Genomic DNA, 18,873 nt, shown 5'->3' with positions numbered 1-18,873 from the left:
GTTCATCATTGACGATAAGAAATCCAGATTGTCAGGCAGAGGCCCGCCGGACCGCGAGTCATGGCGGAGCTCCTGCTTTTTTCTTTCTGATTGGCCCGGCGGTTGCCCAAAACCCGATTATATTCTTTCATAATTCAGAACATTGTCAAGCGTCCGCTCCGTACTGCATAAGATAATGGAAACTCAAAAAGAAGAGAGGCGGGTGGAGCATGAACAAATATGGCCGGTTTGTCGTGTCGCAGGATGATTGGAGCCTCCACCGGAAAGGCCACGAGGACCAGAAACGTCATATGGACAAGGTGAAGAAGGCGATCCGGGATAATCTTCCAGATCTGATCAGTGAAGAGAATATCGTGATGTCGGACGGGCGCAAAGTAGTGAAAATCCCGATCCGCTCGCTCGATGAATATAAAATCCGCTATAACCATTCCAAGTCGGAACATGTCGGCCAGGGGAAGGGAGACAGCCAGGTCGGTGATGTCATCGCCAAAGACGGCAGCGGGCGCCCGGGACAGGGCAAAGGCAAGGAAGCGGGAGATGCGCCGGGTGAAGATGTCTACGAGGCGGAAGTGTCGGTAGCGGAACTGGAGGAAGCCCTGTTTTCAGAAATGGAACTGCCGAACATGGAACGCAAGGAACAGGCGGACATCATTACTGAGCGTATTACATTCAATGATATCCGTAAAAAAGGCCTCATCGGAAACATCGATAAAAAGCGGACCATCGTCTCTGCGATAAAACGGAACGCGATGGAAGGGCGCAGCGGGATCATGCCGATATTGGACGACGACCTCCGATTCAAGACGTGGGAAGATGAAAAACGGCCGGAATCCCGTGCCGTCGTGATCGCCATGATGGACACCAGTGCCTCGATGGGCGCATTTGAGAAGTATATGGCGAGAAGCTTCTTTTTCTGGCTGACCCGTTTTCTGCGGACCCGATACAGTTCGGTCGATATCGAGTTCATCTCCCACCAGACCGAGGCCAAGGTGGTGACCGAGGAGGAATTCTTCACGAAGGCGGAAAGTGGCGGCACACGTTGCTCGTCCGCCTATCGGATGGCGATGGAGCTGATCGGGGAAAAGTACAGCCCGGCTCGCTATAACATTTATCCGTTCCATTTCTCGGATGGCGAGAACATGACCTCGGACAATAAAGAAGTGCTCCGCCTGGTGGGAGAAATGCTGGAGGTCTCCCGCATGTTCGGCTACGGGGAAGTGAACGAACACAGCCGCTACTCGACGATGCTGACGGCACTCCGGACGGTGGACGATCCGAAATTCAGGCACTATGTACTAAAGGAAAAAGCGGATGTGTACCATGCGCTGAAAAGCTTCTTCCGGAAAGGGGAGGCGATCGGATCATGACCGATATGAAAGCACTGGAGCGGGCCATTGCTGAAATCACCGAGGTTGCGGAAGGGTTCGGGCTTGACTTTTATCCGATGCGCTATGAGATCTGCCCGGCTGATATCATCTATACATTTGGCGCATACGGAATGCCGACCCGGTTCAGCCACTGGAGCTTCGGCAAGCAGTTTCACAAAATGAAGTTGCAGTACGATCTCGGACTCAGCAAAATTTATGAACTCGTCATCAATTCGGATCCGTGCTACGCATTTCTTCTTGATTCCAACTCGCTTGTCCAGAATAAGCTGATTGTCGCGCATGTGCTGGCGCACAGCGACTTTTTCAAGAACAATGTCCGCTTCGCCAACACACGGGGCGACATGGTCGAAAGCATGTCCTCAACGGCGGACCGGATTGCGGATTATGAAGTGACGTACGGCAAGGACCGTGTGGAGCGCTTCCTCGATGCGGTGCTGACCGTCCAGGAACATGTGGATCCGTCTTTGATCATTGCGAGTAATGAAAAAGACCCGGATGAAGTTCCGGAGGTGAAAACCTCTCCATATGACGACCTATGGGCGCTTGACCGGACCCAGGGAAAGGATGCCCGCCAGGAGAGCCCGGCAAGAAAGAAAATCCCTGAAAGCCCGGAAAAGGACATCCTTCATTTCATCCAGGAGCACGGGCGGGACCTGGAAAGCTGGCAGCGTGATATCCTCACGATGATGAGGGAAGAGATGCTTTACTTCTGGCCCCAGCTGGAAACGAAAATCATGAACGAAGGCTGGGCGACATTCTGGCATCAGCGTATCATGCGCGAGCTTGACCTGACCCCTGCCGAAACGATTGAATTCTCCAAGCTGAATGCCGGGGTCATCCAGCCGTCCGCGACCTCGATCAACCCTTACACGCTCGGCCTGCGGATTTTCGAAGACATCGAGCGCAAGTATGACCACCCGGACGACCAGATGAAAAGACGGGGCATCCGGCCCGGAAGCGGCAGGGAAAAGCTGTACGAAGTCAGGGAAATCGAGTCGGATACCTCGTTTATCCGTAACTACCTGACAAAGGAATTGGCGGAGCAGGAAGACCTGTATCTGTTCGGCAAGCGCGGCCAGGAATACAGGGTCACGGAAAAGGATTTCGAAAAAGTACGCGAACGGCTCATTTCCTCAAGGGTAAACGGAGGCTTCCCTTACATCGTTGTGGAGGACGGCGATTACCTGCGGAACGGGGAACTGTACCTGACTCACCGGTATGAGGGAACCGAACTCGATCTTCCTTATCTCGAGCATGTGCTGCCGCATCTGCATGTTCTCTGGGGACGGACCGTCCACATGGAAACAGTCGTGGAAGGAAGGAAAATCTGCTTTTCCTGTGACGGCAAGAAAGTGACCCGGCGGGCCTTATCCTAACGAAAATCACATTCCTCCTTCCTGTCAGCGGAAGGAGGAATGTTTACATAATGAAATTATTTTCATCTTAAGCAGTTTCTTGGCATCTCCGCTGGATCGGGCGTTAAGATAAAGAGGAGAGAGGGAGTTGATCCGATGAAGTTGATCCGAGAAAACGCGAAGAAATTTGAAGGCATTCCGTTGTCTGTCCTCGACCTGGTCCAGGTCCGTGAAGAAGACACGCCGGCTGATGCGATTGAGAACAGCGCAAAGTTGATCCGCCGTGCGGATGAACTGGGATACAACCGATACTGGCTCGCCGAGCACCATAATTTCGAAGGCATCGCGAGCTCCGCGACGGCTGTTCTGATTGGCCGTCTTGCCTCGGAGTCGAAGGAGATCCGTGTCGGATCAGGCGGGGTCATGCTGCCGAACCACGCGCCTCTGATCATTGCCGAGCAGTTCGGGACGCTCGATGCGATGTATCCCGGACGTATCGACCTCGGCCTCGGCCGCGCTCCCGGAACCGACCAGCAGACGATGTGGGCGCTCCGGCGGAATTTAAAAGGCGGGCCGGATGAGTTTCCGCGTGATGTGGCGGAACTGGAAGCCTATTTCGAGGGCGGGGAGGACATGCCTGTGCGCGCATTCCCGGGTGACGGCCGGGATGTTCCGATCTGGCTGCTCGGCTCGAGTGGGTTCAGCGCCCAACTGGCAGCGAGAAAAGGCCTGCCGTTCTCATTTGCCAGCCACTTTGCACCGGGTTATATGGATGCCGCATTCGAACTTTACAGAAGCGGATTCGAGCCTTCCGGGAAGCTGGCTGAACCTTATGCCATGCCGGGCGTCAATGTCCTGATCGTCGATACGCAGGAAGAAGCGGAGTATCTGATCACAACACACATGCAGCAGTTCCTGTCCATCATCCGGAATAGCCGCGGCAAGATGAAGCCGCCGGTGGAGGACATGGAAGCTCTTTGGACGCCGTATGAGCGCCAGTATGTTATGCAGACACTTGATCCCCGTACTACGCTGTATGGCACGAAAGACAAGGTCCGGGAAGGATTGCTGCGGCTGATCGAGGAAACGCAGGCGGACGAACTCATCGTCAACACGGTGGCCTATGATACCGACAAGCGCATCCACTCCTACGAACTGCTTGCGGAAATGATGGATTAACGCAGAGACCCACTGCCGGAGCGGCAGTGGGTCTCTGCGTCTATTTGGCGACAGCATCTGCGGGAACAACCGGATCGGTTTCCTGGACGCTCTTTTTCGACCAGAACGTTGCCAGGACAGGTCCTGAAATGTTGTGCCAGATGGCCCCCCATACACTCGGCAGAGCGGCAAGCGGGCTGAAATGAGCGGTTGCGAGCGCTACGCCCAATCCGGAGTTTTGCATGCCGACTTCGAGCGAAATTGCCCGGCGATCGTTCTCATTCAAACCGAATGCCCTGGCAAGCAGGTAGCCGAACAAAAGACCGGCACTGTTATGAAGGAAGACCGCGACAAAGACGATGAAACCGGCAGACGCGACGTTTCCTGCATTCGCCGCCGTGACGGCCATGACGATGACGAGAATGGCAATCACCGAAATCAGCGGAACGACAGTGATGCTTTTCCGGACGAGTCCCGGAAGAAATCGCCGGACTGCCAGACCGAGTGCGATCGGCACGATGATCACCTGGACGATGGATAGGAACATTGATTTTGCATCGACTGGAAGCCATTGCCCGGCGAGCAGCAACAGAATTGCCGGAGTCGCAATCGGCGCCAGGAGCGTCGAGAGCGAAGTCATCGCGACAGACAGCGCCACATTCCCTTTGGCCAGATAAACCATCACGTTTGAAGCTGTTCCGCCCGGTACGCAGCCGAGGAGAACGAGGCCGGCGGCCAGTTCAGCCGGCAGTTGCAGAAGTGTGGCAATGATAAAAGCCGTAAGCGGCATGACCGTATACTGGAGCAGCACGCCGGTGATGACCGGAATCGGATTTGTGAAGACCAATTTGAAGTCGACCGGCTTCAGGGTGAGCCCCATGCCGAACATGACGACCCCAAGCAGGATGGTGATATAGGCGCCAAACGGCAGGAATGCATTGGGGATCAAGAATGCGATAACAGCGGCCGCAATAACAAAGAAGGCGAAGTTCCGTCCGGCAAATGAACTGATGGCTTCTAATACTCTCATGTCAGGCATCCTCCTTTGATGGGCTGAACAGCTTGCCCGGATTCATCAGATGATCCGGATCGAGCGCCCGCTTGATCGTTTCCATGACCGCCAAAGCAGCACCGTGTTCACGGGCCTGGTATTTCAGCTTTCCGACGCCGACGCCGTGTTCACCGGTGCAGGTTCCGTTCCGGTCCAAAGCATAACTGACGATTGCTTCGTTTAACTGTTCGGATTTCTTTACTTCCTCCGGATTGTTCATATCGATCATGAGGATGATGTGGAAGTTGCCATCGCCCACATGGCCGGTGATACCGCCGATCAGCCCCATCCTGTCCACTGTTTCCCGTGCGTGGTGCACCGCTCCGGCAAGTTCGGAAATCGGAACACAGACGTCGGTGACCATCATTTTGCGTCCCGGATTGCTGTGGATGTAGGAGTAGGCAAGATGATGCCTTGCTTCCCACAGCCGGTTCATGCCTTCCTGATCCATCTCGAATTCCAGGTTGTCGCAACCGAGGTCAGAGACGATTTCTTTTGTAAACTCGATGTCCTGACGGAGTCCGGCCACGTTGCCGCTGAACTCGAGGAACAAAGTCGGCTTCACCGGGTAATCGGTCCCGGCATGGCGGTTGACCTGCTGCATCGACGGCTCGTCCACCAATTCCACACGGGAGATCGGCACACCGGCCTGCTGGATCGAGACAACTGCGGTGACGGCGTCATCGATTGTCGGGAAAGAGGCTCTGGCCGCGGCGATTTGCTCGGGAATCCCATATACGCGGAGGGTGAGCTCGGTAAAACAGCCGAGTGTCCCTTCAGAACCGACGAACAGGCCGTTCAGGTGAAGACCGGACGCAGATTTGGCCGCTAGGCTCCCGGTATGGATGACGGATCCGTCTGCAAGAACCACTTCAAGATCACGCACTTGGTCCCGCATGACTCCGTATTTCACCGTTGTCGTGCCGCTGGCATTCGTGGCTGCCATGCCGCCGAGTGTAGCGTCGGCACCCGGATCGACGGAAAAGAAAAGGCCCCGTTTTTTCAGTTCCTTATTTAGTTGGGTTCTTGTGACTCCCGGCTGCACCCGTACAAGAAAATCATCTTCACGGATTTCCAATATCTTGTTCATCAATGAAAAGTCGATTGTGATTCCTCCGTTATAGGGGATCACATGGCCTTCGAGGCTGGAGCCGAGGCCAAAGGGGACGATCGGTACTTTGTGCTTGGCGGCCGTTTTGACGATTGCACTCACTTCATCGGTCGTTTCGGGGAAAACGACAATGTCCGCCGGCCGGACGGCATGGTAGGATTCATCTCTCCCGTGCAGATCGCGGACGGTATCGTTCGAAGTCGCACGCTCCTCACCGAGCAGTTTTTTTAATTCATCCAAAATCAGTTCCGTTGATTGTACAGCCAACACGACCCTCTCCTTTTCCTGGTGCAACTTGCCGATGATGAATAATACAGAAAATTATACATGGACATTTTTGATTTTCAAGGCAATTTAAAAAGTATCTACTATTAAAAACGCTTTCATTTGAAGCGGTTCAAAAGGAAAGTAAAATTCTTTACATAATCGGGGAGCAAAAAGCCATCATAGGAAAAAAGGAAAGGAGGAATTACATGAACAAGTTTTTAATGGGTCTTGCATCCCTCACTCTCTTGCTCGGCCTTGCTGCCTGCGGCGGGAATAATGAGGATCCATCCACGACGTCAAATGGACACGAGGAAAACGATGTCGGAATGGACACGAACAAGAACCAAAACGGCAGCAATCCGGATAACGGCGCAATGGATGATCAAAACGGCAATAATGTAGGGGATGGGAATGCAAACAACCTAGAGCATGATCGTGAAATAGCTGACCGCGTCGCCACCGTGAAAGGCGTCGAAGGCGCAACCGTCCTGTTGTCAGCAAACAATGCGTATGTGGCAGTCGATCTTGCTGAGGGAACCGATGAAACCGATGAGCTGAAAACGAAAATCAGCGACGAAGTGAAGGCAGCTAAGCCGGACACGGAAAAAGTGTATGTCTCCGCTGACCCGGACTTCACAAAGCAGTTCAAGGATTATGGGAAGAGAATCGAACAGGGCGACCCTGTGGAAGGGTTCTTTGATGAATTCAGCGATCTGATAAGAAGAACCTTCCCTGATGCAAAGTGAATAATGAAGAATGAAGCAAAGCCGAAACAGGTGTATAACCTGTTTCGGCTTTGCTGTTTTGCCGGAATAATGGAAATTTAGACTGTGCAATTGTGAACATTTATTGAATTTCACAATCCTGCTGTTTTTCGACAAACATTGCATTATACGCGTTGTATGATGAACAGGCTGCTTTAAACCATCATAATCATACAAAACATGGAGGCAAAATGAACATGGATGTGTCGAAGAAGATTTTGAAAAATCGGATTTACTGCAGAAGAAAAATCATGTACTGGAAAGCGCGACAGTTCGGGCTCACTCATCCGAAAACCGTCGAATGCAGCCAGATACTGGATAACTTGCTGAACAGGTATCAGAAGTTCGATCAACACGTTTCCTGACCAGCTGACCATATAGAAAAGGCGCCGATCCTTGAGGATCGGCGCTTTTTAATAGCGTCCCAGGGGAGATTCGAACTCCCGACCTACAGCTTAGGAGGCTGTTGCTCTATCCTGCTGAGCTACCAGGACATGAGAGATAACGACGTTATTTATTATACACGAAACGTCAGTCAGACAAAAGGGGAAATTTAAAATGTGCATGGAAAGAATGCGGATGAGATGACGAATACTCCGATGATGCAAAATTTCCTGACATTTTGCCATGAATTTTGCCTTTACCATTAAAAATCTTTCGACTATGATCGATACAGCGCTTTCATATTTTTTCTGAGGGGGTTCAGACCGATGAATTCAAATGATCATCAGCAAGATCGCGACAGCAAGCAACGGGACTTCGGCATTTTCTGGGCTCTGCTTCCTTTAATCGTCATGATTGGTGTTATGCTTTACACCGTTGTCGCCCTTGAACAGGGACCGCACATTCCATTGATCGTCGGAACGGCAACAGCGGCGCTTGTCGCGCTGAAAGGCGGATTTAAGTGGAAGGAAATCGAGGAAATGATGTACAAAGGGATTCGTCTGGCACTTCCGGCGGTGGTCATCATCATCCTTGTCGGGCTGATTATCGGTTCTTGGATGGGCGGCGGTATTGTCGCTTCCATGATTTATTTTGGGCTTCAACTTCTCAATCCTTCGTATTTCCTGGTCGCCATCTGCCTGATTTGCGCCATTGCTTCCATCGCGATCGGAAGTTCCTGGTCCACGATGGGGACAATCGGCGTGGCGGGGATGGGCATCGGGATGGCCATGGGAATTTCCCCGGGGATGGTGGCAGGGGCGGTCATTTCGGGGGCTTATTTCGGCGACAAGCTGTCTCCGCTTTCGGATACGACCAACCTGGCATCGGGTCTCACGAATACGGACCTGTTTGACCATATCAAGCACATGTTGTGGACCACGATCCCGGCACTTGTCATTGCTCTTGGGGTGTATGCATTCCTCGGCCAAAATGTAAGCGGGAACATCGATGCTGAAACAATTGCCACGACCGCCTCGGTCATGCAGGAAAGCTTTCTGATCTCGCCTTGGCTCCTGCTCATCCCTGTTCTGGTCATTGGAATGGTGGCGATGAAGGTCCCGGCCATTCCGGCGCTTGTCGTCGGTGCGGTGCTCGGATTTCTCTCACAGCTGTTCGTGCAGGGAGACACGGTTACGGCAGCCCTGACCGCATTGCAGGAAGGTTACGCAATTGAAACCGGCAATGCACTGGTCGATGACCTGTTTAATGGGGGCGGGCTGGAATCAATGATGTATACGGTCAGCATGACCATCGTCGCGATGACATTCGGCGGAATCCTGGAGTACTCGGGCATGCTCAAGTCCATCATGAACCAGGTGATGAAACTCGTCCGGAACACTGGCTCGCTTATCGCTTCCACGATCGGTGCCGCTTTCATCACGAATGCGACTTGCGCCGAGCAGTACATCTCGATCGTGGTTCCTTCCCGGATGTTCGCGAATACCTACCGGAAGATGGGACTCGCTTCGAAAAACCTTTCGCGTGCTCTTGAAGACGGGGGAACACTCACATCGGTCTTTATCCCATGGAATACGTGCGGCGTATTTATCTTCGGCACACTCGGAGTCGGTGTCGTTGAATATGGCCCTTACGCCCTGGTGAACCTCCTTTGCCCGATTATCTCCATCATCTACGCGTTTACCGGCTTTACTATCGCGAAGATCGACGAGGGAGGCGGCGGTACCGGAGGCAAGCAAGAGCCGGCCGAAGTGAGATCGGAACTTCAGCATGTATAAATTAGAAAGAGAAGCCTCAGCGAGGGGCTTCTTTTTTGCCGCTTTTATGAACCGGTTCTCCAGCATGCCAAAGAAGATATCGGAAGGTGGGGCATGAAAAGGATGATAGGGTCGTCTGAAAGGAGCGAAATCAGCGCTCCTTTTTCTTTTGGATGGCTAATGTCCCGTCCGGCAGATATTCTGCATAAAACACATCCGAAACGGAGGTGATGTTTTGCTTTCTCAGTTCACTTATGAGCCAATCAGGTGATAAGCCGAGCTCGTTCATCTCATGGCTGGCAATCTGACCATCCAGCACGACGGTTGTCGGAAGGTTCCTTTGGGTCTTTGAAGGAATCTGTAAATCCCCTTTTGTAACCGGAAGTTGTCCGGGCTTCATCATGACACTGAGCTGGCCGTTCGGCTCGAGAATGGCATAATCCACGCCGGATACGGAAAATGCTTGTTCCCTCCGCAGCAGCATGCTCAGGTCATCCATGTTCAGCCTGAGCTGCGACAGCACCTCCTCCTGTACGATGCCTTTACGGATCAGAATGGAAGGCTCACCATCAATAAAAAGCCGTGTTTTTTTGGACTTCAGACCGGCAATTCCCAGAAGGATGACCGCACCGCCCCAGACAAATAAAGCGATCAAGTCATGGACGGTATCATTCCCGATCGGTTTGACTGCCAAATCGGCCGTGATTGAACCGATCGTGATGCCCGCGATGTAATTAAAATAAGTCAGCTGGCTCATCTGTTTTTTACCCATCACACGGGTAAGGAGGAGAAGAGCGAAGAATGCGAACAGCGAGCGCAGAATGGTGACGAAGTATTCGTTTAGGCCGTCCAAATGATACCACTCCCTAAAAATATTGATCAGTATAGGGTGTGGAATCCGAATCAGACTATACAAAAAAGCACCGGCCTTCCAATTTGGAAAGCCGGTGCCGCTAGCGGAGATGAGAGGATTTGAACCCCCGCGGCGCGTGAACGCCCTAACTGATTTCGAGTCAGTCCCCTTCAGCCTCTTGGGTACATCTCCATGTTTTGATGACAAAAGAAATTATAGCACCTCAGGAAAAGAGACGCAACCCTTCTGTCCATATTTTTTCACCAAGCTTTTAAAGTCATTCCTTCTGGTTCATTCGATCTATGAGAAAAGTGAACGCAGTTGGAATCCGAGCCGATTGAACCAGCACTTTATTCTGATTTCAAGGGGAGGTGTGCTTGCTATGATAGAACTGTCTGAATTATGAGTTGAAGGAGGCCAATGAATGAAAAAGAAGACAATCGCACTTACACTCACGGCAATGCTGGCAGTCGGAGCTTCGATTCCCACAGCGGTCATTGCCAAGCCGATCGAAGCAGGGTATCAGGAAGCGCTTGATCAGTTTGATCAAAAGGCGATCCGGAAAATTGATGTGGACCGGATCTACAATCACATCGCGACACTTTCCGAAGAGCCCCGAGTGGCGGGAACAGATGTTGAAAACAGGGCGGTGGATTACCTCAGGGAGGAGTTCGAGTCTTACGGATATGATGTGGAAGTTCAGCCGTTCACATACACCGGCTATACGGAACCTACCCGTATTGACTTGAATGTCCCCGGCTTTGATCAGGGACTTAATCCGGGTAATTTCACTTATGGAGTTTCCGGTGATGTAACGGCAGGCCTCGTTGATGCAGGTATCGGCTCGCCGGCAGATTTCGAACGCGTCGACGCAAAAGGGAAAATTGCGGTTGTTCAGCGAGGAGAATTCAGCTTCGCGGACAAAATCGTCAATGCTTCTGAGGCGGGAGCCGCGGGAGTCATTATCTATAACAGTGGCCCGGGTGCACTGAATGGTACGCTGGGAGGCCACGACGACCGCTTAATCCCGGCCGTTTCACTTTCGCATGAACAGGGCCAGGCACTTCTGAAGCATGTGAAAGCAAACGCCGGTTCAGAGGCCCGGATAGTTGTAGAAGGAGCGAAAACCGGTGAGCACGTTTCCCACAACGTAATCGCCACGAAGCATCCGACCAGCAAAAAGAAGGATACGGGCGAAGTGATTGTCATCGGCTCCCATATGGATTCCGTCCCCGGTGCGCCGGGCGCCAATGACAATGCCTCCGGTACCTCGGTGACACTGGAACTAGCACGTGTGATGAAGGACCTGCCATCCGACACGGAAATCCGTTTTGCTTCGTTTGGGGCGGAAGAACTGGGCCTGATCGGTTCCCATCATTATGTCAACGAGCTTTCTGAAGAAGAAAAGGACCAAATCATCGCAAACTTCAACCTGGATATGGTCGGAAGCCGCGACGCAGGTGACCTGATGGTCGCTTCCGTGGACGGCGAACCCAACCTTGTAACGGAGCTGACACACAAGTCAAGCAAGAAACTGAACGGTGAGCCGACAACTCTCGGAAGAAGCGGTTCAAGTGACCATGTGCCTTTCCACCAGGCAGGCATCCCGGCAGCGCTCTTTATCCACAGTCCGCTTGAGCCGTGGTACCATACGCCGCAGGACACACTAGACAAAATCAGCAAGGAAAAGCTGCTGGATGTTGCCGAAATCGTCGCTGCAGCCGTATACGACCGCGCCCGCTTCGATAACCAGCACCCAAAAAACAAGAAGCGCGAGGAAACACCAGTACCGAAAGAGGCATTCTACGAACAATCCATCCGCTAAGCCAGCTCATCCTAAAAACCGTCACACCGGAACTCCGGGTGACGGTTTTTTAAGGCGTCTATAGTGCAAATGGCGGTCACATTTTTCAAATTGCGTGTCCATACTTCAAGCGCTGCTTCCGTATCACTATTCGCCAACTAATCATCGTTTTCTTATCTGAATATTCAATTCATTGGCGGTTACACCATGATCTGAACGGACAAAATGATGTGAAATGTGTACACTTTTATTTAGAAGGGGGTGTCTTTTCATGCAGGAATCCATCACCAGCTCCGAGTATCATTTTATTCTCAGGCAGGCCCGGAACGTGATGAATGGCCATATGCATGCCAATGATGAGGATGTGCTTGCCGCGGTCAGTCAGATGGCGATTGAGCGGGCAGAACAGTCCGCGGCAAATCTGCCCGTTGAATTGTCGGATGTGATCCGGACAATCGGAACCATCAGGGAACGCGAAGATTTCGACCGATTTAAAGAACGACTGCTCTCGTTTGTGAGTCCGATGGCAGAAGTGACAGACCAGGAGGTAAAGAAGCTGTTCCCGAAAGTGAAAAATTTGCGGATGCCGAAGTTTGCAGAGGCCGTCCGTAAAGAACTGACATACCTTGGCTGGAATGACCCGGGCACGAACCGGAAATATATCGTTTTTGAAGAGGATGGCGGATTAACCGGCCTTTACGGACAATTCCGCCCCTCCGGCAAAAAAGGGGTCTGTTCGATTTGCAGCGGAATCGATGAGACCGGGATGTTTCTGACCGAGACCCGTCATGCCGGAGGCGAGACGTACACGAAGCGCGGCAATTATATTTGCACGGACAGCATGGAATGCAACAGGCGGCTGGACGACCGGAAACGGTTTGATCAGTTTATCGGTTCGGTTACAAATTCTTGAGGGGGAGAATGCCATGGAAGGAAAGGTAGTGCTGGTTACAGGGGCCGCAAGGGGAATCGGATTTGAGATTGCAAAAGGATTTTCCGAAGCGGGGGCGACAGTCGTCCTATCTGATATGAATGAAGAAGGCGTCAAACAAGCGGCTTCAACGCTTGGCGATGACGCCGAAGGCATTGTCTGTGATGTCACAAATGAAGAGGACGTAATCCGAGCGATCGACTTCACGGTGGAACGTTTCGGCAATATTGATATTCTGATCAACAACGCCGGAATGCAGCATGTTGCCGATCTTGAACAGTTCCCGACGGACAAATATCGCCAGCTGATTGACATCATGCTGGTCGGTCCGTTCATGGCGACCAAGCATGTGCTGCCTCACATGAAAAAACAGGGATGGGGCCGCATCATCAATATGGCATCCATCAACGGCCTGATCGGATTTGCCGGTAAGGCGGCCTACAACTCTGCAAAGCATGGCGTCATCGGCCTGACCAAGGTTTCAGCACTGGAAACCGCTCAGGACGGGATTACCGTAAATGCCATCTGCCCGGGCTACATCGATACGGAACTTGTCAGAAACCAGATGGGCGATCTCGCCAAGACGAGAGGTATCTCTGTGGAACAAGTGCTGGGAGAAGTGCTTTACCCGCTGATCCCACAAAAACGCCTGATTGAAATCGGGGAAATCGTCTCGCTTGCCAAATACATCGCAAGCGACGATGCCAAAGGGATGACCGGCCAGGCGGTCGTTCTGGACGGCGGCTACACGGCACAATAAATGAAGAAACCTTTGGAACAGGCTGTTTTGGGAGGATTCTTTCAGGGAATCATACATGCAGATGATCTTGTCGTCAGACAGGGGGGATTTGCATTGGCCAAGCATTATCCGGACAGCCGTCCATATCCGTACGATACGGAAAAACCGCTGTGGGCATCGTTCTGGGTTGCTCTTGCGGGCATCACGATTGCCGTGATTTTAGAAGCCCTGATGTAAGAAAACCGGCAGTGGCCCACTAGGGGGCCTGCCGGTTTTCCTATGCCTTGATTACCTCTGGAAGCGAATTTGGAAGGTTAAGCGTTCTTCATTCGTACATTTTCCGTCCACAAAGCTGCGTTCGATAAAAGTTGCGCGTGCGTCACGGTCGACAAGGATGACAGTCTGGCACCGGGTGCCGTAACCGCTCATGTGGATGAAGAGCGGGGAAAGAGAGCGCTCCAGATCGGGACCGACGCCGGTGTCCGGAAGATGGGAATCCGGGAACGGTTCCGCTATGCCCAAGATTTCAAAGAGAGCATCCGGGTCGATCGGACAGACATCATCGGCAATCCTCGATAAAAGCTCAACCCCGTGTTCGACCTTCGGCCACGGCGAATTCAGCATGGCATTGCTGAGACCGTGGGTACCGGCCGGAATCTCGCTGAAACTTCCCGGAGACTGGTTCGTCTCATAAACTAGACGACCTGGCATCCCTGCGATGACATTATAAAGGTCATACTGATTCCCCTGTTCAGAAAGGCGTTCCAATGTCTGTTCAATCGGTACCGAATCATCCAGAAGATCCGTGACGATGCCGCCTCGGGTCCTCGCAACCGGAGGGGGTGGCACATCCGGCCTCCGGACATTGGTGAGGGCCCCAAATCGGCCTGAATGGGTGAGCCCTAGCCAAGTTCCGCCGCCGGTCAGATCCTTGCCGGCGACAAGGCCGGCGGGTTGTTCCCATATATGGGCCGGTGCAGCCGGCCGGTCATAAAACTCATCCCGGTTGGCCGCCACAATCAGCGGATAGACCGGATGCTTGCCATGATTAAGTAATACGAGACACATCATCAACACCCCTTGTCAGTTCCCAGTATAACCGATAGCGGAAGCGGGGGCGATAATTGAAAATCAATCGATTTTCCAGTGCTTGTCCTCCCATATCCATGATAGAATGGGGATTAATTGTCGTATTTTGCGGTTATCAACAACAAAAATTTACATATCCAGCAGCGGACGGAGTGAACATACAATGAAATGCCCAAATTGCGGACATAAATCGGACCAATTTGAAGGGACTTGCCCGGAATGCGGTAATCGGATGACTCGCGGCAACCGGAAAAAGAAAAGGAAAAGCATCGTCGCCAGTGCGGTTGCGGCCTTATTCCTTCTGACAGGGGGAGCATTCGCCACGCTCCAATTCTTGGGGGACGAAGATGCGGCCGTAGAGACGGAGCCGGTTGCGCCGGACAAAGAGACTTTGCCTGAGACGGATGAACCCGTCCCGGACGAAAAGGAGGACCAGCCGGAAGAAGTTCCGGAAGAGGATGAACCGGCTGAGGAAACAACAAAGGAAGATGTTGCGGAACCGGTTGTCAGTGAGGGAACCGTAGAACGCGCGATACAGGAAGACAATGCTGTCGCCCAGGAAGCCATCATTCTCCCTGAGAAGATTGCCGGACAGGAGCGGGATGCCCAGCAGATCATCAAAGAATCGCTGCCGAAGGTGTTCACGATTCTGACCGATGATAACATCGGCTCCGGTTTTCTTTATAAAAAGGGCGGGCTCATTGCCACCAATGCTCACGTGGTGAGCGGTTTCACGGATGTCACGGTCCGGAACAGTGACGGCAAGGAAGCCGCAGGCCGGGTCATCGGTATCTCGGACCGCTCTGACGTGGCATTGGTCAAGGTGGATGATTTTTCCAATATTGAACCTTTTAAGTTGGAAAATGATGTGACGCCGATCGGTACAGAAGTCATCGCAATCGGCAGTCCGCACGGTCTTTCCAATACGGTTACGACAGGCAAGCTGACCGCCCATGACCAAAATCTTGAGTTGGGCTTTATCTATGAAAATATTTATCAGATCAATGCACGAATCGAACGGGGGAACAGCGGAGGACCGCTGATCGATGCCAAGACGGGCAAGGTTGTCGGCATCAACTCCCTTGTCATGCAGGACAACAGCCTCGTTGGCTTTGCCATTCCTCTTTACAGCATGACCGGACTGCTTGACCAGTGGGCAGCGAGCCCGATGTCCCCGGATCAGGTCGTCGGCGTCTTCGGTACGTACGATGAGTTCGAGGGCGGGGCCGCTTCTCCGGAAGATGACGAGTTTGAAGGCGGTTGGGAAGGCGATACACTCAATGAAATCGCCCTTGAAAACTTTGCACTCAGCTTCGGCCATTTCCATTCACTGATGAAAGATGCAGGTGACTTCTTCTGGGTTGCAGACCTTGTCCTGCCTGAAAGCCCTGCCTATGATAAACTGACTCAAGAGGCGAAGGAACTGGCCGACAGCGGCATCACGTACAAGCTGACCGGACAGGACGTCACATCGGTTGAGATCATAGACGATTATGCAATCGTGCATTCGACCGAAACAGAAGAGGCGACCGCAGCTGACGGGACGGTGGAAGAGACACAAGTAAACCGTGAATATAAGGTCATCATCGACGAAAACGGCTTCTTCCAAGTGTCCGACGTCACAGTCGCCGAGTAATCAAAAGGGGGAATTAGGATGGAAGAATTGAAATCAGTTGAACAGTTTGACGAACTGAAACAGGAAGAGCGCGTAGTGTTCATGTTCACCGCCGGCTGGTGCCCGGACTGCCGCTTTGTTGACCCGTTCATGCCGATGATCGAAGCGGACTATCCGGAGTATACCTTCATCTCTGTGAACCGCGACGAATTCATCGATCTGTGCGGAGAACTGGACATCTACGGAATCCCGAGCTTTATCGCCTTCAGCGAAGGTGAAGAGACGGGCCGATTTGTCAGCAAGGACCGCAAGACAAAACAAGAGATCGAGGCTTTCTTGGATGGTCTTGCCTCCTGATCCGAATGAAAAACGCCTGCCGGCCCGGCAGGCGTTTTGTCTTCCAACAGATTGCGGATAAGTCATATCGCCGTCGACATCTCGTGGGAATGCAATGGCGGGCGAACGTATAGTCACGCCGTCCGGATGGGAATACGGATCACGCGTTGCGCTGTTTCAATGAAGCCAGCCGCTCCCGGATGCGGCGTTTGCGGTAAAGGATCGTACCGGCTTCGGCGAGTTCGGAGATTGTGTTCCGGTTGGTGATGGCCCCGAAAACGAGCCCTGCAACCGGAATCAGCTGGAACATTTTTTTCATTCCCCAGCGGTCACGGAAGGACATGACGACTTCCCGCCATCCCTTCAGCTCCGAGACGATCTCCCGGCGGGCTTCTTCGCTGCCTTGGTCCAGATAATCCAACTGTTTCAGGGTGGCTTCTCTGCCGTGGCTGTCAGATGTGACAAACTGCATGACCTTGACGATGAAAAGCCGCTCCGTGGGATCGGTGGGATCGTATCCGTAGCACATGGCGATGTCCTGGAGGGTCTTCAGCTGAAGACCGAGCAGGACGGGAATATCCAGCGACAAGGTGAAAATGCCGCCAAAGCCTGTCGATGCCCCCTGTACGGTCGCCATCTTCGTCCTGTTGCCGGCGACACGGTCCGCGGCTTCATCCATTGCGGAGACCGGCATCCGGGCCGCATCTGAAATTGTGCGGACTTGCTGGTTGCTGAAATAGTTGGCGACCGATTTTTCTGAGCTCAGATACCCTCCGCCCGTCTGGACAAATTTGCCCAGCTCATCCAGCGCCTTTCCGACCTTGTCCTGGATAAAATCAGGGGTCAACTTGTCCAGCAGGGCGAAGGGAATCCGGCCGATCCGGTCCCAGATTTTCTTCTTTCCCTGCGATTTCTCCCATTTGCGGATCTGCTCCAGTTCCTGTTCAAGCCATTGTCTTGATTCCATAAGCAACCTCCGTCCGTTTTGTCTGATCTGTATACGACTCTTATACCCGAAATGTTTCGCGGGATGCGGCAATGGGGCCGGAACGGTTTGCCTGTGTGGGCGGTTCAGCTACAATAGAACAGGAATCCAATCAGAAATCGGGTGTTGCCAATGAATCAAGTCATCATCATAGGCGGGGGAATCCTGGGAGCTTCCGCCGCCTATCAACTTGCAAAATCAGGATATGCGGTAACCGTGATTGACCGCGGAGAGCCGGGGCAGGCGACAGGAGCCGCTGCGGGCATTATCTGTCCGTGGCTGTCGCAGCGCCGTAATAAGGCCTGGTATGCGCTTGCCAAAGGCGGAGCGGCCTTTTATCCGGAGCTGATCCGCTCCCTCGAACAAGACGGCGAGACGGAAACCGGCTACCGCCGTGTCGGCGCGGTAAGCGTACATACGGACCCGGCCGTGCTGGACTTGGCTGAAGAACGGGCGGTCACCCGGAGAGTCGGGGCCCCGGAAATCGGGGAGATCCGAAGGCTCAGCGAAGAGGAAACAAGAGAGATTGTCCCGATGCTCGGCGAGGAATTTGCCTCCGTCCGGATCAGCGGGGCAGCCAGAGTCAACGGCGGCCAACTCCGGAAAGCAATGCTGTCTGCGGCGCAAAAGCATGGCGCGGCAATTGTCCATGGTTCCGCGGTCGTTTCCGCGGCAGACGGGAAAGTGAACGGAGCGATGGTTGACGGGGAACTGATACGTGCAGACGCCGTTTTGGTGACTGCAGGAGCCTGGGCGGCGGAAGCGGTGGCGCCGATCGGGCTGAAGCTTGACGTCCACGCCCAGAAAGCCCAGATCCTCCATCTGCGTCTTGAGAATGAGCCTACAGATGATTGGCCGGTCATCATGCCGCCGCGCCGCCACTATATCGTGCCGGCTGATAATGGAAAGATCATCGTCGGAACGACCCATGAGGACGAACACGAATTCGAGATGTTCCCGACTGCAGGGGCCATCCATGAAATGCTGGACAAGGCGTTTGTCACCGCACCGCTTTTGAAAAAAGCGGTTTTCGAGGAAGTGAACGTAGGCTACCGGCCATTTACGGCGGACAACCTGCCTGTAGCGGGTCGGCTTGGCGGAATCGACGGGCTGTATTTCGCAAACGGACTCGGCTCATCAGGGCTGACTGTAGGCCCGTATCTGGGCGTACAGCTTGCCAAAATGGCAACGGGGGAGACATTGGACATCGATCCTGCACTTTATAGCCCGGATAAGGCGATCGCCCGGGAGTAGGAGGAGAGACGACA

General features: G+C 53.1%; 18 protein-coding genes and 2 tRNA genes. 13 read left to right on the top strand and 7 right to left on the bottom strand.

The features are described 5' to 3' along the window. Positions 1-209 precede the first annotated feature (209 nt). The 3 genes from yhbH (at position 210) to BLT01_RS12135 (ending at position 3,922) form a co-directional block, all read left to right on the top strand. A complete protein-coding gene (gene yhbH / locus BLT01_RS12145; RefSeq protein ID WP_092098144.1) occupies positions 210-1,367 on the top strand; it encodes a sporulation protein YhbH in 1,158 nt (385 codons plus the stop codon). Further along, a complete protein-coding gene (locus tag BLT01_RS12140) occupies positions 1,364-2,764 on the top strand; it encodes a SpoVR family protein (protein ID WP_092098142.1) in 1,401 nt (466 codons plus the stop codon). Before yhbH ends, BLT01_RS12140 begins: the two co-directional genes overlap by 4 nt. A gap of 135 nt (positions 2,765-2,899) precedes the next feature. Continuing rightward, positions 2,900-3,922, top strand: coding sequence for an LLM class flavin-dependent oxidoreductase (locus BLT01_RS12135; RefSeq protein WP_092098140.1), 1,023 nt, complete (start codon positions 2,900-2,902; stop codon positions 3,920-3,922). Positions 3,923-3,962: 40 nt separating this feature from the next. Here BLT01_RS12135 and BLT01_RS12130 read toward each other — a convergent pair whose 3' ends face one another. Beyond that, complete coding sequence (locus BLT01_RS12130; RefSeq protein ID WP_092098138.1) at positions 3,963-4,931, bottom strand: bile acid:sodium symporter family protein; 969 nt, start codon at positions 4,929-4,931, stop codon at positions 3,963-3,965. A gap of 1 nt (position 4,932) precedes the next feature. After that, a complete protein-coding gene (locus BLT01_RS12125; protein WP_092098136.1) occupies positions 4,933-6,330 on the bottom strand; it encodes an FAD-binding oxidoreductase in 1,398 nt (465 codons plus the stop codon). Positions 6,331-6,536: 206 nt separating this feature from the next. Between BLT01_RS12125 and BLT01_RS12120 the strand changes: the two genes are divergently transcribed. Continuing rightward, positions 6,537-7,076, top strand: coding sequence for a YhcN/YlaJ family sporulation lipoprotein (locus tag BLT01_RS12120; RefSeq protein WP_092098134.1), 540 nt, complete (start codon positions 6,537-6,539; stop codon positions 7,074-7,076). 215 nt (positions 7,077-7,291) lie between these two features. Beyond that, complete coding sequence (locus tag BLT01_RS12115) at positions 7,292-7,459, top strand: aspartyl-phosphate phosphatase Spo0E family protein (RefSeq protein WP_312024151.1); 168 nt, start codon at positions 7,292-7,294, stop codon at positions 7,457-7,459. Between the two features lie 55 nt (positions 7,460-7,514). On the opposite strand, the gene BLT01_RS12110 is transcribed toward BLT01_RS12115, so the two are convergent. Further along, positions 7,515-7,588: transfer RNA gene (locus BLT01_RS12110), tRNA-Arg, on the bottom strand. A gap of 216 nt (positions 7,589-7,804) precedes the next feature. On the opposite strand from BLT01_RS12110, the gene nhaC reads away from it, so the two are divergent. After that, positions 7,805-9,274 carry a Na+/H+ antiporter NhaC gene (gene nhaC, locus BLT01_RS12105; RefSeq protein WP_092098130.1) on the top strand — a complete coding sequence of 490 codons (1,470 nt, stop codon included), beginning with the start codon at positions 7,805-7,807 and terminating at the stop codon, positions 9,272-9,274. A 130-nt stretch (positions 9,275-9,404) separates the two neighbouring features. Here nhaC and BLT01_RS12100 read toward each other — a convergent pair whose 3' ends face one another. Together BLT01_RS12100 and BLT01_RS12095 are read right to left on the bottom strand one after the other, a co-directional pair. Next, positions 9,405-10,106, bottom strand: a complete 702-nt coding sequence (locus BLT01_RS12100; protein ID WP_218123199.1) for a DUF421 domain-containing protein — start codon at positions 10,104-10,106, stop codon at positions 9,405-9,407. A 104-nt stretch (positions 10,107-10,210) separates the two neighbouring features. After that, positions 10,211-10,298, bottom strand: a tRNA-Ser gene (locus BLT01_RS12095). 232 nt (positions 10,299-10,530) lie between these two features. On the opposite strand from BLT01_RS12095, the gene BLT01_RS12090 reads away from it, so the two are divergent. The 4 genes from BLT01_RS12090 (at position 10,531) to BLT01_RS15525 (ending at position 13,817) form a co-directional block, all read left to right on the top strand. Beyond that, positions 10,531-11,931: a M28 family peptidase gene (locus tag BLT01_RS12090; RefSeq protein ID WP_092098128.1), complete on the top strand. Its 1,401-nt coding sequence runs from the start codon at positions 10,531-10,533 to the stop codon at positions 11,929-11,931. Between the two features lie 250 nt (positions 11,932-12,181). After that, positions 12,182-12,823 carry a FusB/FusC family EF-G-binding protein gene (locus tag BLT01_RS12085; RefSeq protein WP_176765143.1) on the top strand — a complete coding sequence of 214 codons (642 nt, stop codon included), beginning with the start codon at positions 12,182-12,184 and terminating at the stop codon, positions 12,821-12,823. Positions 12,824-12,836: 13 nt separating this feature from the next. Next, positions 12,837-13,601: a 3-hydroxybutyrate dehydrogenase gene (locus BLT01_RS12080; protein ID WP_092098124.1), complete on the top strand. Its 765-nt coding sequence runs from the start codon at positions 12,837-12,839 to the stop codon at positions 13,599-13,601. 93 nt (positions 13,602-13,694) lie between these two features. Then, the gene (locus BLT01_RS15525; protein ID WP_260470059.1) at positions 13,695-13,817 is read left to right on the top strand and encodes a hypothetical protein; all 123 of its coding nucleotides are present in this window, start codon (positions 13,695-13,697) and stop codon (positions 13,815-13,817) included. Between the two features lie 51 nt (positions 13,818-13,868). On the opposite strand, the gene BLT01_RS12070 is transcribed toward BLT01_RS15525, so the two are convergent. After that, entirely contained in the window at positions 13,869-14,648 is a 780-nt protein-coding gene (locus BLT01_RS12070) for an NRDE family protein (protein WP_092098120.1), read from the bottom strand. Positions 14,649-14,901: 253 nt separating this feature from the next. Here BLT01_RS12070 and BLT01_RS12065 point away from each other — a divergent pair, with 253 nt between their 5' ends. Both BLT01_RS12065 and BLT01_RS12060 read left to right on the top strand, forming a co-directional pair. Then, positions 14,902-16,305, top strand: coding sequence for a S1C family serine protease (locus BLT01_RS12065; RefSeq protein WP_176765142.1), 1,404 nt, complete (start codon positions 14,902-14,904; stop codon positions 16,303-16,305). A gap of 18 nt (positions 16,306-16,323) precedes the next feature. Beyond that, positions 16,324-16,641 (top strand): thioredoxin family protein, encoded by a 318-nt coding sequence (locus BLT01_RS12060; protein ID WP_092098116.1) that lies wholly within the window; start codon positions 16,324-16,326, stop codon positions 16,639-16,641. 139 nt (positions 16,642-16,780) lie between these two features. Here BLT01_RS12060 and BLT01_RS12055 read toward each other — a convergent pair whose 3' ends face one another. Then, entirely contained in the window at positions 16,781-17,587 is an 807-nt protein-coding gene (locus BLT01_RS12055; RefSeq protein WP_092098114.1) for an EcsC family protein, read from the bottom strand. 150 nt (positions 17,588-17,737) lie between these two features. On the opposite strand from BLT01_RS12055, the gene BLT01_RS12050 reads away from it, so the two are divergent. Further along, the gene (locus BLT01_RS12050; RefSeq protein ID WP_092098112.1) at positions 17,738-18,859 is read left to right on the top strand and encodes an NAD(P)/FAD-dependent oxidoreductase; all 1,122 of its coding nucleotides are present in this window, start codon (positions 17,738-17,740) and stop codon (positions 18,857-18,859) included. The last annotated feature ends 14 nt before the right edge of the window (positions 18,860-18,873 follow it).

Source organism: Bhargavaea beijingensis, from assembly GCF_900101985.1.
GTDB lineage: Bacteria > Bacillota > Bacilli > Bacillales_A > Planococcaceae > Bhargavaea > Bhargavaea beijingensis.
The sequence above is the reverse complement of the archived record's forward strand: the minus strand, read 5'-3'. Positions and strand labels throughout refer to the sequence as shown.

Coding starts and splice junctions, on each gene's coding strand:
- yhbH (WP_092098144.1), top strand. CDS start 210: ATGAACAAATATGGCCGGTTTGTCGTGTCGCAGGATGATTGGAGCCTC.
- BLT01_RS12140 (WP_092098142.1), top strand. CDS start 1,364: ATGACCGATATGAAAGCACTGGAGCGGGCCATTGCTGAAATCACCGAG.
- BLT01_RS12135 (WP_092098140.1), top strand. CDS start 2,900: ATGAAGTTGATCCGAGAAAACGCGAAGAAATTTGAAGGCATTCCGTTG.
- BLT01_RS12130 (WP_092098138.1), bottom strand. CDS start 4,931: ATGAGAGTATTAGAAGCCATCAGTTCATTTGCCGGACGGAACTTCGCC.
- BLT01_RS12120 (WP_092098134.1), top strand. CDS start 6,537: ATGAACAAGTTTTTAATGGGTCTTGCATCCCTCACTCTCTTGCTCGGC.
- BLT01_RS12115 (WP_312024151.1), top strand. CDS start 7,292: ATGGATGTGTCGAAGAAGATTTTGAAAAATCGGATTTACTGCAGAAGA.
- nhaC (WP_092098130.1), top strand. CDS start 7,805: ATGAATTCAAATGATCATCAGCAAGATCGCGACAGCAAGCAACGGGAC.
- BLT01_RS12090 (WP_092098128.1), top strand. CDS start 10,531: ATGAAAAAGAAGACAATCGCACTTACACTCACGGCAATGCTGGCAGTC.
- BLT01_RS12085 (WP_176765143.1), top strand. CDS start 12,182: ATGCAGGAATCCATCACCAGCTCCGAGTATCATTTTATTCTCAGGCAG.
- BLT01_RS12080 (WP_092098124.1), top strand. CDS start 12,837: ATGGAAGGAAAGGTAGTGCTGGTTACAGGGGCCGCAAGGGGAATCGGA.
- BLT01_RS12070 (WP_092098120.1), bottom strand. CDS start 14,648: ATGTGTCTCGTATTACTTAATCATGGCAAGCATCCGGTCTATCCGCTG.
- BLT01_RS12065 (WP_176765142.1), top strand. CDS start 14,902: ATGACTCGCGGCAACCGGAAAAAGAAAAGGAAAAGCATCGTCGCCAGT.
- BLT01_RS12060 (WP_092098116.1), top strand. CDS start 16,324: ATGGAAGAATTGAAATCAGTTGAACAGTTTGACGAACTGAAACAGGAA.
- BLT01_RS12055 (WP_092098114.1), bottom strand. CDS start 17,587: ATGGAATCAAGACAATGGCTTGAACAGGAACTGGAGCAGATCCGCAAA.
- BLT01_RS12050 (WP_092098112.1), top strand. CDS start 17,738: ATGAATCAAGTCATCATCATAGGCGGGGGAATCCTGGGAGCTTCCGCC.